Origin of the sequence: Microcoleus sp. A003_D6, assembly GCF_036702825.1 — a bacterium.
Taxonomy (GTDB): domain Bacteria; phylum Cyanobacteriota; class Cyanobacteriia; order Cyanobacteriales; family Microcoleaceae; genus Microcoleus.
On the sequence record NZ_JAUBWA010000029.1, the window covers coordinates 13,333 to 28,147 of the forward strand.

Annotated in this window: 13 protein-coding genes; 5 read left to right on the forward strand and 8 right to left on the reverse strand. The window is 44.1% G+C overall.

What is annotated here, in order from left to right; all coding sequences use genetic code 11:
- Positions 1-228: 228 nt before the first annotated feature.
- From QUB70_RS10655 to QUB70_RS10665, 3 genes are all read left to right on the forward strand, one after another.
- The gene (locus QUB70_RS10655; RefSeq protein WP_332980174.1) at positions 229-1,203 is read left to right on the forward strand and encodes an Npun_R2821/Npun_R2822 family protein; all 975 of its coding nucleotides are present in this window, start codon (positions 229-231) and stop codon (positions 1,201-1,203) included.
- A complete protein-coding gene (locus QUB70_RS10660) occupies positions 1,200-2,072 on the forward strand; it encodes an Npun_R2821/Npun_R2822 family protein (RefSeq protein WP_332980176.1) in 873 nt (290 codons plus the stop codon). The genes QUB70_RS10655 and QUB70_RS10660 overlap by 4 nt, the downstream gene beginning before the upstream one ends.
- Before the next feature lie 158 nt (positions 2,073-2,230).
- Positions 2,231-3,253, forward strand: coding sequence for an Npun_R2821/Npun_R2822 family protein (locus QUB70_RS10665; RefSeq protein WP_332980178.1), 1,023 nt, complete (start codon positions 2,231-2,233; stop codon positions 3,251-3,253).
- 3 nt (positions 3,254-3,256) lie between these two features.
- Here QUB70_RS10665 and QUB70_RS10670 read toward each other — a convergent pair whose 3' ends face one another.
- The 5 genes from QUB70_RS10670 to QUB70_RS10690 form a co-directional block, all read right to left on the reverse strand.
- On the reverse strand, positions 3,257-4,207 hold the full coding sequence (locus tag QUB70_RS10670) for an NAD-dependent epimerase/dehydratase family protein (RefSeq protein ID WP_332980180.1): 951 nt from the start codon (positions 4,205-4,207) through the stop codon (positions 3,257-3,259).
- A gap of 186 nt (positions 4,208-4,393) precedes the next feature.
- Positions 4,394-4,810, reverse strand: coding sequence for a hypothetical protein (locus QUB70_RS10675; RefSeq protein WP_442927763.1), 417 nt, complete (start codon positions 4,808-4,810; stop codon positions 4,394-4,396).
- A gap of 270 nt (positions 4,811-5,080) precedes the next feature.
- Complete coding sequence (locus QUB70_RS10680) at positions 5,081-6,754, reverse strand: ABC1 kinase family protein (protein ID WP_332980182.1); 1,674 nt, start codon at positions 6,752-6,754, stop codon at positions 5,081-5,083.
- Positions 6,755-6,912: 158 nt separating this feature from the next.
- Positions 6,913-7,068, reverse strand: coding sequence for a hypothetical protein (locus tag QUB70_RS10685; RefSeq protein ID WP_332980183.1), 156 nt, complete (start codon positions 7,066-7,068; stop codon positions 6,913-6,915).
- Between the two features lie 624 nt (positions 7,069-7,692).
- Positions 7,693-8,850, reverse strand: a complete 1,158-nt coding sequence (locus QUB70_RS10690; protein WP_332980185.1) for a DegT/DnrJ/EryC1/StrS family aminotransferase — start codon at positions 8,848-8,850, stop codon at positions 7,693-7,695.
- A gap of 127 nt (positions 8,851-8,977) precedes the next feature.
- Between QUB70_RS10690 and QUB70_RS10695 the strand changes: the two genes are divergently transcribed.
- Complete coding sequence (locus QUB70_RS10695) at positions 8,978-9,757, forward strand: ABC transporter permease (RefSeq protein ID WP_332980186.1); 780 nt, start codon at positions 8,978-8,980, stop codon at positions 9,755-9,757.
- 259 nt (positions 9,758-10,016) lie between these two features.
- On the forward strand, positions 10,017-10,643 hold the full coding sequence (locus QUB70_RS10700) for a Uma2 family endonuclease (RefSeq protein WP_332980187.1): 627 nt from the start codon (positions 10,017-10,019) through the stop codon (positions 10,641-10,643).
- A 113-nt stretch (positions 10,644-10,756) separates the two neighbouring features.
- On the opposite strand, the gene QUB70_RS10705 is transcribed toward QUB70_RS10700, so the two are convergent.
- The 3 genes from QUB70_RS10705 to QUB70_RS10715 all read right to left on the reverse strand — a co-directional run bounded on the left by QUB70_RS10705 (position 10,757) and on the right by QUB70_RS10715 (position 14,718).
- Positions 10,757-11,545, reverse strand: a complete 789-nt coding sequence (locus QUB70_RS10705) for a hypothetical protein (RefSeq protein ID WP_332980188.1) — start codon at positions 11,543-11,545, stop codon at positions 10,757-10,759.
- Complete coding sequence (locus tag QUB70_RS10710) at positions 11,523-12,656, reverse strand: AAA family ATPase (RefSeq protein WP_332980189.1); 1,134 nt, start codon at positions 12,654-12,656, stop codon at positions 11,523-11,525. The genes QUB70_RS10705 and QUB70_RS10710 overlap by 23 nt, the downstream gene beginning before the upstream one ends.
- A gap of 169 nt (positions 12,657-12,825) precedes the next feature.
- Complete coding sequence (locus tag QUB70_RS10715; RefSeq protein WP_332980191.1) at positions 12,826-14,718, reverse strand: hypothetical protein; 1,893 nt, start codon at positions 14,716-14,718, stop codon at positions 12,826-12,828.
- Positions 14,719-14,815 lie beyond the last annotated feature (97 nt).

Consider the following 14,815-nt stretch of genomic DNA (forward strand, 5'->3'; position numbering starts at 1 on the left):
TTCTATGCTATGGCGGGTTTACAAGAGAGTTAGTTTTCAATATAAATAGACCTCTTGCAAAAATCCTTTTAATCAAATTCTGGAACGGGCAAGATGCCCATTCCACAAGAAAAAAAATTTTGTGGGATGGGCATCTTGCCCGTCCTAGTTATTTTTGCAAGAGGTCTAATATTTGCTACAGCCCGCTCCTACCAGAGTGCAAATTATACCAGAACGAATCCACTATATATGAATGGAATTTGCACGCTTGCCAACGATACAGTTTACGACCAACTAATTGCCTTGCTCAACAGTATTGAAGTTATCTTAGGCTCAAATACTCCTGTCTGTATTTATCCTTTCGACGACCAGATACAGCAAATCCAAGCTGAAATTGTCAACCGTCCCAACGTCTTTATTTATGAAGATAGCGCATCTATTCAGCGATGGGATAAATTCATGGAAGCAGCGGCACCCGAGCGTTTGAACCGCAAAAAATTTCGGCTTTACGGCGCACACCGTCGCTTTTGCGCTTTCGACGGCCCGTTTGAAAACTTTATCTATATGGATGCGGATACTTTGGTGATGAATTCCCTTGATGCGGTTTTTCAGAAGTTAGAAGAATCGGATTTTGTGGTTTACGATTTTCAATTTCGCGACCCAACTAAAGTATACAATATTCAGTCGCCAAAACTCCTCGAAGTTTTTGAGCAAAATCGGATAGACTCGGAAATATTTTGTTCTGGATTTTACGCCAGCAAGCAAGGATTGTTTGAGCAAGATACTAGGGAATGGCTGTTAGCTCAACTGCAATCGGGCGAGGCGGAAATTCTCTATGCAGGTGCGGGAGAACAGCCTTTGCTCAATTATATGGTGATGAAAACGGGGATGAATAGCTATAATTTTGCTTATAGCCTCCCGGATGGCGAAAAAACTGGGTGTAGCGTCACTTCTAAACATTTTGAAGAGCAAGATCAGATTTTGTATGACAAGGGAAACCGACTTACTTATATTCATTATATTGGCGTGCCGCCGGATTTGATTCGGAGAGTTTGTGCAGGCGAAAATATTGAGTTTCCCTATCGCGATTTGTTTCTGCATTACCGCTATCTCCGGAAACCGGAAAAGCGTCCGATTTTTGCCCAAGTGCCAAAGTCTTATACTGAGGTTTCTGCGCCGAATTTGTTAAAAAGAGTGTTAAGAAGGTTGAGGATAAATGTATGAGTCGCGGTATTTATATTGTTGCGAATGATAAAGTGATCGAAAGTGCGATCGCCCTTTTAAACAGCATACGTCTGTACAATTGTCAAGTACCTGTTTTTCTGATTCCCTTCGACGACAATTATCAGCAAGTCGCAGCCGCACTCAGCAGTCTCCACGGTGTGCAATTGTTCCCAAATCTGGAGTTTGTGGAACAGTTTACCAGACAAATTGGCCAAATGTTCGATCGCAACTTTTTAGCCCTCCCCAACAAAATGCGAAAACTTGTCGCCTGGTTTGGCCCGCTTGACGAATTTCTGTACATCGATACCGATATCATCGTCTTTGAAGACATCGCAGCCAACCTTAACAAATTATCAGAAGTAGACTTTTTTTGCTGCGACTACCACCACCTCAGCGAAAAACTGCGAAATGTATTTTCACCCGCTGTAAAAGAACAGAATATCTTTACAGACTCACAGCTTCAAGATGTATTCAACAGCGGTTTTTGGGCTTCCAGAAAAGGAACTATTACAGAATCGCAAATGTATGAGATTTTGCGAGAATGTTCGCAGCATCGAGAATATTTTGACTTTACTCAAAATGTCACAGACCAACCTATACTAAATTATATCATTCTCAAGCTGATTCCCAAACGCTGCAATCTTGTTAAAGATTCAGCAACAGAACCTGGAAGCTGGGCGGGTTCCAAGCATTTTCAAGAAATAGATTATGTTCTTTATGACAAAGGCAAAAGGTTGAAATATATTCATTGGGCTGGAATACCGATTACATCTGGTAGTCCTTATTGGCAACTTTGGAAACATTATCGTTATCTGAAGGAGGAAAAACCAAATTTAGTGCAAATAATTTTTAGATATTTGCAGGGATAAATAATATTGTTTGTAGCGATTTGCCGTTGGGAGGGGGCGGGTTTACGAGATTGTTGGTTTTAGGCAATTATGGTTGGTAAAACCCGCCCCTACGAGTTCGGAAATTATACAAAAATAAATCAACTCCACACGATATAAATAATCTGTAGTGAATAATTATGAGCGCTGGCATTTATATTCTAGCAAACGATGTTGTTTTCGACCACTTAGTCGCTTTATTGAACAGTCTCGAAGTGAATGGGGCAAAAGATATTCCTGTTTGCATCATTCCCTATGATGATAACCTGAAAAAAGTGCAAGTAGAAATTGCAACTCGTCCTCATGTCACCCTGTTTGAAAATACCGAGTCAATCATTTTCTGGGAACATTTTGCAACTCAAGTTTGGAAAACTCATGCAAAAGCTCAAAAAGTTTGGCAAGCTAAAGGTTGGACACCTGTTCACTGTTTGGAAATGCACCGAAAATTCTGTTGTTTCGACGGCCATTTCGATAAATTTATCTATTTTGACGCAGACACTCTGTTAATGGGTTCTCTAGATTACATTTATCAAAAACTTGATAAATTTGATTGGGTAGCAAACGATTTTCAATACAAATCAGACCTCAATTATGTATTTGATTTATCATCCCCAAAACTCGCCGAAATTTTCAATTTTGGCAAACTGCACTCTCATATTTTTTGTGCGGGTTGGTTTGCTGCAAAAAAAGGTATTTTAAATCGAAATAACTCAAACCAACTTTTAGAAAACTTGATTTCAGGAGAAGCCGAAATTCTGTCTTTACGGGGAACTGACCAACCTTTATTTAACTATTTAGTCGCCCGCAGCGGCATCTCTTTTTATAACTTTGCTTATCATCAATCGGCAGGGGTAACGGGCAATCATTGGTCTTCTAAATTTGATGTGAGAGATTATGTTCTATACGATAAAGGGCGGCGGTTGACTTACTTGCACTACATGAGTATTTCGGCTGCCAAAATTAATCAATTGTGTGCTGGTGAAGATGTTGAGATTCCTTACCGAGACGTGTTTCTGCACTACCGCTATTTGAATTCGCCGGAAACACGACCAAAACTCGCGCCTCCAAATTTGCTGGTTCGCTTGCAGAGAAATCTCAAAGCTTGGGTAATTCAAAAACTTAATAATGTTCAATTTAAGTTGCGGAATTTTTGGGATAGATAGCATCTAGCTGTACAAAGACTGAATCCACTCCCATTCGCGCCTTAAACCTTCTTCTAAAGCAACTTGCGGCTGATAACCTAAGATTTTCTTGGCTTTAGACACATCCGCGCTAGTGTGCCGCGCGTCTCCCCTGGCTGCTTCTGCAAAATCGATCCGAATTGGTCGATCGACAATTCTCTCTATTGTATCAATAACTTCTTTCAAAACTACCCGACTTCCCCCGCCAATATTAAAAACTTCCCCCGCAGCTTCCGCAACCTCAGCCGCCGCTAAATTCGCCGCAACGCAATCGCTGATAAAAGTAAAATCCCGCGTTTGCAATCCGTCGCCGAAAATTGAAATCGCCTCGTCAAACAAAATCGACTTAAAAAACTTGTGAAAAGCCATATCGGGGCGCTGTCTCGGCCCGTAAACGGTAAAATAGCGCAGCGAAGTAGTCGGAACGCCAAAATTTTTGTAATAAAGTCCGCACAAACGTTCACCGGCTAACTTCGTAATTCCGTAGGGAGAAACCGGCTGCGGACAAGCGTTTTCATTTGTGGGGAAAGCTTCAGCATTTCCGTAAATTGAAGACGATGAAGCATACACAAACCTTTGCAAATTTGGCGCATCTTTGGCCGCTTCTAACAATACTTGGGTGGCGTTAATATTGCGTTCGGTATAGCTGCGGAAACCGTCGCCCCAGCTAGCACGAACTCCCGCTTGCGCCGCCTGGTGAAAAATTACCTCTGTATCGGATAAAAGCGATCGCCAATTCAGAGACAAAATATCGCCTTCCACCAATTTAAAACCAGAATACTTATCAAATTGTGCAATATTCTTGCGCTTGAGAGCCGGATCGTAATAATCGTTGAACTCGTCAACACCTATCACTGTCTCCCCTCGATTTAAAAGAGTTTCTACTAGATTAGAGCCGATAAATCCTGCTGCACCCGTAACAATAAAATTACCCATTCGATTTTAGATTTTAGATTTTAGATTGGAAATTTTATACAGAAATTCCTGCATAAATTGTGAGCCTCTTCTTTCTATTTCTCTGAGTTCTCTGCGTTCTCTGCGGTTCAAAAAGCATCAAATTAGGATAACATTAGAAAACTATCAACCCCCTTCCTTCTCAGAAAAGAGGTTGATAGCTAACTCTCATCCTTCAAAAGAATCTAGATCCAGCGCTTTGGAACCTCCGCGTTCTAGCTCGATTAAAAGCTTACCCAACTGAGTCCAAACTAGCCAGCCCGTGAGTACCGTCAGCGGCAAAGCTAGAACATAAGAAAGTAGTTTTGGGAAGCCAAAAATCTCCATCCCCGAAGCTAAAAATACGCAAATTCCGCCAGCCATTCCCAGAAAAGGTATCAGCAATTGCAGCCCTTGCAGGTTAGCCAAAGTGCGAGTAGAACGATTTTTTGACCACAGTTGTACGGCTTGTTTGAGAGTTGCTTCAAATGCTACACCGGAGGCAATACCTGCTAGTAATCCAGCGGACATTAAAAAATATGGAGGTTCGGGAAAATAATACACGAATAATTCCTTAATTTGGGTAATTGGAAATTGGGAAGTCATTAGTCATTAGTCATCAGTCATTAGTGGTTAGTGGTTAGTCATTAGTGGTTAGTCATTAGTTAGTAGTTAGCAGTCAGAAGGAAATAATTTTCGCCTCTGTTTTCTGAAATCCGCGTATACGGCACTTCCCTGTGGTAAAGAAAGGTAATTGGTAATTAGTAATTTTCTTTTGACTAATGACTGATGACTAATGACTGATGACTAATGACCAATGACTAATGACCAATGACCAATGACTAATGACTAATGACCAATGACCAATGACTAAAATTAAAATCGAGTCAGCGAGGCTCCTGCTGTGGAAAATTCCGTCAAAGCGCCTAGAGCAACGTTGAACAGGCGGCCGGGTTGCAAGTCTTCCTTGACTAAGTTCCACAGGCTGCGAACTTCTTCGGTGTGGAGTCGATCGTCCTCAATCAAAGCCAATATCAATTGGCGTCTCAAAAACGACCCTTCCTCTGACAGCAAGAATTGCAAGCCTAGTTGGGCGGTGGGGAGCAAGTCGAAACTGCGATCGGACCTAGCGATCGCGATCATCTCCTCCAACCTGTTCCACTGGAATTTGCCATCTTTGAATAATACCTCAATCAGACGCCGCCGCAGTGCCGGAGATTCTCCGTTCAACAAACGCCGCGCTACATAAGGATACGCCACCTCAACTATCTTGAAATCGGGATTCAGCGTCAGGGCCAAACCTTCTTCTGTCACCAGAGAGCGAATAATTAAGGCAAATTTCGCCGGCACTCGGAAAGGATAATCGTACATCAACTCCGAAAACTGGTCTGTAATCGTCTTGAAGTTAAAATCTGATACCTTTTCGCCGACGATATCACCCAGCACTGATTCCAGCGCCGGGACGATCGGCATAATATCTGTATCTGGTGTCAAAAAGCCAAGTTTGACAAAATCCTTGGCTAATTGTAAGTAATCTTTGTTGATCAAATGAACGACAGAATCAACCAAAGTTTCTTTAGTTGTTTCTTCCATCTGATCCATCATCCCAAAATCAATGTAAGCCATGCGGCCGTCCGCTAAAGCAAACAGATTTCCCGGATGGGGGTCAGCGTGAAAAAATCCGTGTTCCAGCAACTGCCGCAAACCGCTGCGGACTCCGACTTCAATTAAACTATCGGTATCCAAACCTGCGGCTTTAACACGTTCTATATCTGTCAGCTTGATGCCATCAATCCATTCGAGAGTCAGAACGCATTTTGCAGTATAACGCCAGTAGATACTCGGAACTTTTACTGTCGGGTCGTCGGCAAAATTTGTCGCAAATTTCTCGGCGTTGCGGCCTTCATTGATGTAGTCAATTTCCTCGAATAATTTAATACCGAATTCATCGACTATTAAACACAGGTCGTGACCGAGATTTAGCGGCAGCAACGGGCCCAACCATCCAGCCGCCCACCGCATTAAATAAAGGTCAAGGCTCAAGATTGGTAACAGATTCGGTCGCTGAACTTTAACTGCTACTTCTTCTCCGGTGAGGAGGCGAGCTTTGTACACTTGACCGAGACTTGCCGCAGCGACAGGTTCGGGAGAGATTTCGCTGTAGGTTTCGCTAATTTTGCGATCGAGTTCCGCTTCAATAATCTCAAAAGCTCGCACGGAGTCAAACGGCGGCAACTGATCCTGAAGTTTGATCAGTTCTTCGAGAAAGTCTTTGCGGATCAAATCCGGTCTGGTAGAAAGGGCTTGGCCGACTTTAATGAAAGTGGGGCCCAAGCGAGTGAGTATTTGTCGCAGGTGGGTGGCTCGTTCCGGCTGGTGTGTTGCGACTTCGTGCTGCCAACTGTCCCACAGCATCCCCAGCACAAAGCCTGCAAAAGACCAAATAACGGTAATTGCGCGCCAAATTGCTTTCCAAGGACGTTTGCGGTAATACTGAGCGATCGCTTGTGGATCGTAGCGTCTAGCCTGAGTGAATTGATACTGAGGCACTCGTTTATTTTCCTCTTATCTTCTGAAAATTACAGGTTAAATTGAGAATTGGGCATCGGGCATCGGGCATCGGGCATCGGGCATCGGGCATCTGGCATCGGGCATCTGGCATCGGGCATCGGGCATTGGGGATTAGAAGTCGAAAGTTCCAACATTATTTATTCTTTATTCTTCCTTCTTCCTTCTTCCTTCTTCCTTCTTCCTTCTTCCTTCTTCCTTCTTCCTTCTTCCTTCTTCCTGAAATCCGTTACATCCGTTACATCCGTTACAGAATCCGTTGCCGAACTTCCTTCTTCATCATTGACCGATCGCATTCCAAGTTTTAGGCGAGCGGAAAATGCACCCGTTCGATGCGGATTGCTAGCCTAAATTTGTTTCTTTTCATTAAATATAGTACTTGACAGTCCCCGTCGCTTTAGCGCGGGGATTCTTAAGACTTTCCAGCCTTAATACCCCTATTGCCAGGGTTTCCGGGCGCAATCCTTTTGCCAAAAATGGCGGTCTGCTATCCTAGTCTTACAACTAGCTCCTCGGTCGTGACTTTCCTCCAGTCCGGGGGTAGGTTTTAACGTCTTTTACTGACGATTTAATCGGTTCAGAATCTTAGTATTGGTTGTGATTAATTATTTTGAGCATCCGTACTGCTGTTAAGCTAGATACTTGATTTCTCAAAATTCGCAACTTTCGACTCTTTTGACGATAGCACACTTGCCAGACATTTGTGCAATTGGTATATGTGATAGGCAGGATAAATCCTGCCATGCCCTTTCATCCCTGGACTAAAGTCACAGGGTTTTCAGGGTATTTTTTATAAAAGTACAAGCGATCGGTCAAAATACTTAACGGCTCTCCCCGATCCCTGCACATTCTCACAGCACTGCAACCCTGCAATTCTTTTCTCCTCCTGCGTTTCCCTCGCTGATGCCATCGCACCAAAGCTACCGGATGCGATCGCCCTTAGCCAAGCAATCTTTCAGACCATAAATCGTCCGCTCTTGTTGATCCCTAGAAAGTTCCGGGAACATCGGCAAAGACAAGACTTCGCGACAAACTTGCTCAGCCTTTGGCAACTGACCTGCTTGATAAGCCAAAGATTTGTAAACAGGTTGCAGGTGCAAAGGTAACGGATAGTAAACCATCGAACCGATGCCAGCTTCCTGCAACTGAGCCCGCATCCAATCTCGAAAATCACCAGAGGGATTTTGCCCGTCTTCTGGACTTGTCAGCCGGATCGTGTATTGATTCCAAACTCCTTTTGCTTCGGGCAATTCTTTGGGGACGGCAACTCCGGGCACGCGGGAGAGAAATTCGCTGTAAAGTGTGGCGTGCGAACGTCGCTGGGCGTTCCAACTGTCGAGATACCGCAATTTAATGCTGAGAATCACCGCTTGCAGGGCATCTAAACGGCTGTTGCAGCCGATTTCTTCGTAGAAATACCTAGAAGACTGTCCGTGTTCTTTGAGCATCCGCATCGAAGCTGCGAGGGCCCGATCGTTTGTCGTCACCGCGCCACCGTCACCGCAAGCGCCTAAATTTTTGGTCGGATAAAAACTGAAGCAGCCGACATGGCCGATGCTGCCGACTTTTCGAGACTGCCACTGGGCCCCGACAGACTGGGCGCAATCTTCAATTACGGCTAAATTGTGTCGAGTCGCAATTTCCATCAGCCGAGTCATGTCTACCGGTTGGCCGAAGATGTGCACTGGCATAATTGCCTTGGTTTTTTCAGTAATTGCCGCTTCGATGAGTTCGACATCCAAATTAAAAGTATCGGTGTCAATATCGACAAACACCGGAGTTGCGCCGACGGCGCTAATTGTCTCAGCCGAAGCAAAAAAGGTAAAAGGAGTGGTAATCACTTCATCGCCAGGGCCAATTTTGAGAGCTCGCAAGGCCAAAATCAAGGCATCTGTGCCGGAGTTGCAGCCAACGCACTCGGAAACTCCCGTGTACTCGGCGAACTCTCGTTCAAAACTCTTTACGGCCGGGCCGCCTACGTAGCCGCCAGAGGCCAGCACTTTTTGCACCGCAGCGGTTATCTCGTCGCCAATCTGGGCGTATTGGCGGGTTAAGTCGAGGGGGGGGACATTATTCACTCTTCACACCACAAATTTCAAGCATTATCAAAGCAAATTCTTGCAGCAAAACTGTTTCTCAGAAACGTTTATTCAAATATCTTATATTTGGACAGGCAAACAATCACGTTATCTAAAGGGTGGGCCGGTGTTAATTCTGCTAGATTTTACAGATTTGGGTTGGGCTTTGGGGATGGTGGCGATCGCGATCGGGCTTTCGGCGTGGCAGGGATTGGGGTTGGAGGGGGCGATCGCGATCGCCGCGGGGCGCACCCTGATCCAGCTAATCTTAGTCGGATACGTGCTCGCAGTCATATTTGACCCCGAGGGTAAAAATCCTTGGCTGGTTTTAGCAGTTTTAGCAATCATGCTGACAACAGCTAGCATGGTTGCCAGCAACCGCATCAGCAAAAAAATCAAGTACCTACTCCCGTTAGTTTCGGGTTCAATATTGATCGGTACGGCGTTTACTCTCGCCTATACAAACTTGCTAATTTTGCAACCTGACCCTTGGTACGAACCGCAATACCTGATTCCCTTAGCGGGTATGATCTTGGGCAATGCGATGAACTCTGGGGCGATCGCCGGCGAAAGACTTGTGAGTACAGTTAACAGCAGCCAGTTAGAAATAGAAACCCATTTAAGTTTAGGTTCGACGCCGCAGCAAGCAGTAAAACAGTACCGCAAAGATGCAATTAAAGCTGGATTAATTCCCACTTTAAATACAATGACGGTGGTAGGAATCGTGACTTTACCGGGAATGATGACAGGTCAAATGCTGAGCGGTGTCAGTCCTCTTGATGCAGCATCTTACCAGATTTTGATTATGTTTGTGTTAGCGCTGGCAACTTTAATCGCAACTCTGCTGTTGACTGAGGGATTGTGTCGGAGGTTTTTTAATCAAGATGCACAATTGATAAAATGGTAATTGGGAATTGGGCATTGGGCATTGGGAATTGGGCATTGGGAATTGGGCATTGGGCATTGATAATTGATAAGTGGTAAGATAATGTAGGTAGGAACTTGCATTTGGCACTATTTTTAAGAACAGGCAAGATGCCTGTTCCACAAGACTTAAATTTTCTTGTGGGGTGGGGGGGAACAGGCAAGATGCCTGTTCCACAAAGAGTGAGTTTTATTGTGGGGTGGGCTTCTAGCCCGCCCGCCCATAATTCAGGAGAATAGCCATGATTCAAACTGCAACTAAACCGCTAACTTTTGAAGAATTTGCGGAATGGAAGCCCGAAAATGCACGTTATGAACTGCACAATGGAGAGATTGTTGAAATAGCCCAGCCACCGGGAAAACATGAAGAAGTTATCGGTTTCTTAGCCTCGAAATTAACTCTTGAATTTGTCAGACTAAAGCTTCCGTACCTAATCCCCAAACAAGCATTAGTTAAGCCGCCGGAAAACGAATCAGCCTATTCGCCCGATATTCTAATCTTAAATCGCCCAAATGTAGCATCAGAACCTCTATGGAAAAAGTTTTCAACTGTGATTCAAGGCGCATCAATTCCGCTCGTTGTTGAAGTCGTCAGCACGAATTGGCAAAATGACTACATCAGGAAAGTGGGCGAATACGAACTAATCGGGATTCCTGAATATTGGATTGTGGATTATCTCGGGTTGGGTGGCCGCAGGTTTATTGGCAATCCCAAACAACCAACGATATCGGTTTATCAGTTGGTTGAGGGCGAGTATGAGGTGAGTTTGTTTCGGGGAAATGATAGGATTGAGTCGCCAACTTTTCCAGAGTTGAATTTGACGGCACAACAAGTTTTTCAGGCGGGATTGACTGGGGATACCGATTAGTTTTGAATGAACAGGACTTATGCAATAAGGGATTTTACGCGCTACTCATAGCGGTAATGTGCACATTGCAAACCTGCAATATAGAGGTGATGCGTAAATCCTGAATTACTTTTTTAATCAGATAAAATAATTGGAATTAATCGTGCCTCGATTTCATCAATATAGGCTGTTAACCCTGTACGATCGCCTTTTTGTCGCAGATATTCCAGACTCGTCTCTTCCCAGCACTGTTGTTCGCGCTGCATTCTGCCACCTGTTAGCTCTTTGACAACTACTTTAGGATTTCTAATGCGATCGGGTTCTTCAAATGAGTTAGAGCGTAGTCTGTGTGAATCTTTACAAGGATCGAAATTTAATTTGGTCTCGATCTCTTCTAAAATTCGTGTTTCCTCTTGATTAGATGGAATAAACCCATTCAAGACCCAGGCTTCCCGCATTCTGTCGGCTGTACCAATAATAATTTCTAATTTAGGTTGTCGATTGATGTGTTCAGAACGTGCTTGCTCAATACCTTCTCTTCGCTGAGGTTGATTGTCTAAATCGCGGATCAGGAGAACTGCTTTAATTTGTCGTGTTTTTTGAATAAATCGTACTAAATTAATAATTTTTATAGCTGCTGCACCATCAGCTTTTAAGGCTCCATCTTTACGATGACCTAAATACCTTGGAGGACGGAATCCTAAGCTTTGTTGGAAATTATCTATAATTTGATTAATATTTTTCCAGCAAGAATTCTCGGTGCCAGCTTCTAAACCACTCCATTGAAATAGATGTTGCAGCATCTCAGGTTCTAACCAATCAATTTTTTGTACTAAAATGCGATCGGCTAATTTAGTAGCGGTTCGTGCATCTGCGCTACTTTCTACAATTACGACAAACTCAATCATTTCTTTCTCCTGCAACCACCCAATCTTCCCCTTCGGCATCCCAAAATTCGCCAGTGGTTAAAGTTTGTTTTGCCCATTCTACATCAGGATGTTCATCCAATCGTTTGCAACGAGTCACACCTGAAGTGTTGTTACTTAATACGTGGACTTGAGAAGGAATAAGTTCATCGACAATGTAAGGAGAATGGGTCGAAAAAATAATTTGCAGGTTGCGGTTTTCTTGAATAATTTCCTTAAAAACAGCGATTAATTCTCGTTGCGCTTTTGGGTGGAGTCCTTGTTCAACATCATCTAGTAACACTAAATTAGGTTGATTGAGATCCATCAAAACAGTCAATAATCCGAGAGCGAGCATTGTTCCTTCGCTAATCGCATGGGCTGGAATACGCTTACCGGTATTCATATCTAGGACAACTTCTTTCCCTACAATTTCCTGACTTTCTTCGTAGGAGATAGATTTGCCATCGACTTCAATTAAGCGTTGGCGACTGACCATAACTTTGGCTCGTTTCACGCCTACTTCGCGTACACCTGGTACAATCCGTTTCAACATTTCTTGTAAAGATTGAAATTCATCTGGATATTCGTCACGAAGATAGTCTAAGGTAGGTGCTAAGCCTGAACCATCGAACTCAACTCGTGGCGTAATTGCATCGCTGTAAGCTGCTTTAGCAAGATTAGTAGCTACTAGCTTAAGATGAACTGAGTGTCTCAAAGATTTAGGAAGTGGATATTTAGCATCGCTTAGTGAACTTGACCATCCTTGCACATTTCCAGGTTCTCCATCCACTTTCCATGATGCTATCGGAGACCAAGCAGGGTCAAAGCTTTGTGTCCAGCTATAGGAAGCTTCCCAATCAGCCCGAGGATGGTATCCCCAAAAACCACTTGCAGTAACAGACATATTATCTTGCCCAATTGTCGTAATAAATTGAGGCGCTCTTTCGTGATAAAAAATATTGTCAAATGATGAATTAGCAAGCCGACTGAGATAATGCAATGCTTGCAAAACTGATGTTTTACCCGAACTGTTTTGTCCTACGAGTGCGTGTAGGCGTGAACTATCTAAACTAAGTTCTGTATCTTTATGACTTTTGAAATTATGAAGTTTGACCTTTTCTAGCATTTGATTGCTAATATTATTTTATACAGTTTGATTGCCGAAATTGTAGCGTGTGTTCGGATGTTCTAAGTTGTTAGCGCGCATTTAATTGTAACAATCATGTTTCTTGAAACAATGAGTGGGGCGTTGCTCCTAGCCCGCCCCAAAAACTAAAATTAAATACCGTAACAGCTTACTTCGGTTCGTGACTCCCAATCCGCTTGCCATCGCCATCGTACACCTGCATCGGGATTTTGGCATTTTCGGCGATCGCCTCCAAAGCTTTTTGCAACGTTTGAACGTGCTGTTCTACAGCTTGGCGAGTCTTGGGAGCATTGTTGTTGTTGGCTTGGATGAAAGTTGTTTGCAGTTTCTGCACGTAATCTGGAGTCATCTGCACCGCAATCAAACCTTTGCTAACAGTATAGTCGCAAATCTTGGGGTTGCCTTTACAAGTTCTATCTAAATCCGTCCGCGCTTTTTGCAGGTTCCTTTCTTCTTGCAATCTTACTTCTGCTTGCTGCAATGAAGTTTTGTAGGAAGCGAGCAGCGGTTGGGCTTTCTGGGAATATGAAGTTGCCTCCGGAACTTGCTCGGCGTAACTCAAAGCTCTCCGCCAGTATTCCGATGCCTTAAACCAGCCGTTTTTGCCCTCAAAAATTCTCGCTTGCGCTGCTAAAGTCACTGCTTGAGTGTAGGCATTTTCCGAAATTCCTTCGACATTTTTGCGTTCGCGTGCTTGTGAAAGCTTGGTTTCGTATTTCGGAACTAGGAGTTTACCTTGTTGGTAAGATTGCGTACCGGTGGGAATTTCTGATAGGATTTCGAGGGATTTTTCCCAACCTGATTGCACTTGATCCCAAGTCTCGGCAGTAGTCGCTACTGCTTCGCGAGCTTCTGCTATTTGGGCTGTACTTTTGGCTTCGAGCAGTGTTTTTTCGGCTTGTTTCTCTGTGCTTAACTGCCGATTTCCAGTTGCTAAATTCTTCCGGTATTCCTTCGCCTTTTTCTGAGCAAACGGATAAACTGGGCTGTCTTTGGGGATTTCTCCGAGTTGGGCGATCGCACTTTGCCACAGAGATTGCGCTTCCTGCCCGTTCTCGGCAGAATAAGGCGGATTTTTGGTTTTCTCGGCTGCCGATCGTGCGAGGCGCGCTGCATCGATCGCAGAGTTTACATTCTGACTTTGCTTGCGGTAGTTTTCTAGGGCGCTTTGAGCTTCACCGCGATGAATTGACCATGAGGGAATCGGTTCCAAAAGGGCGATCGCCTGTTTTAACTGTTCCTGCGCTTCCTCGGGACTGCTAGCAACTTTTGACGTTTTCAGCGTCTTCGCCGAATTTTCGCTCAACTGTTTGGCCTTAGCTAATTCAGTACATTCTCCAATGACGCAGGGGCGGCTCAGCAGGTAATAACCGCCTGCCAAAATTGCCCCCGCGATGCTGATGATTCCAGCCGCAGCCAGCATCGCCAACGGTGAATGTTTGGGCTTTTGGGCAACTGTTACCGCAGGCTCCATATCTAGCGGATTGAAGGGATTTTCTGCAAAATCTCCCGGAATTGTAGCTACCTTAAAGGCGATCGGCTCAGAATTGCTGGAACTCTCAGAAAAATTGGGGAAATATTCTTCATCCCATGCATCTTTCCCATCGGTTTCTAACGGTATCTCCTCCTCTACATCCGCAGTCTGGGCCGCATTTTGTATTAAAACTATCCCCGTTTCTTCGGTCGGGATATTTTCGGTTTTTTTGAACAACTGCACTGTTTTTGGTCTTGACAAAACCGGGTGGTGCATGGTAAAAGAATGGAAAGCATAAGGCTGTTTTTGCCCGGTAATTTTTAGGCAAAGTCCAATCTGTTGAATAGCTTCCGGTTCTATTTCGAGAATTGCTGCTTCTAGCACCGCAAAAGTCGGTTTCGCTTTGAGAACTAAACTGCGCGGGTGTTCTCCCACAACCGTTAAAGATTCATCTCGAAAATCGCAACTGATATAAAGCGGTAATTTTTTAAATCCGGCTGCTTGCAAGTGCTGCTGCAACTTTACTTCTAGAATTTGGGCGTTGCTTTGTCGCGCTGCTACTGTCATATTTTTCCTCTGTCTGATATCACCACTTTCGATTTTTGATTTGGGATTTTAGATTGCGGAACTGTTGGGTTTTTTGATTTGTTTGAACTTCGGCACT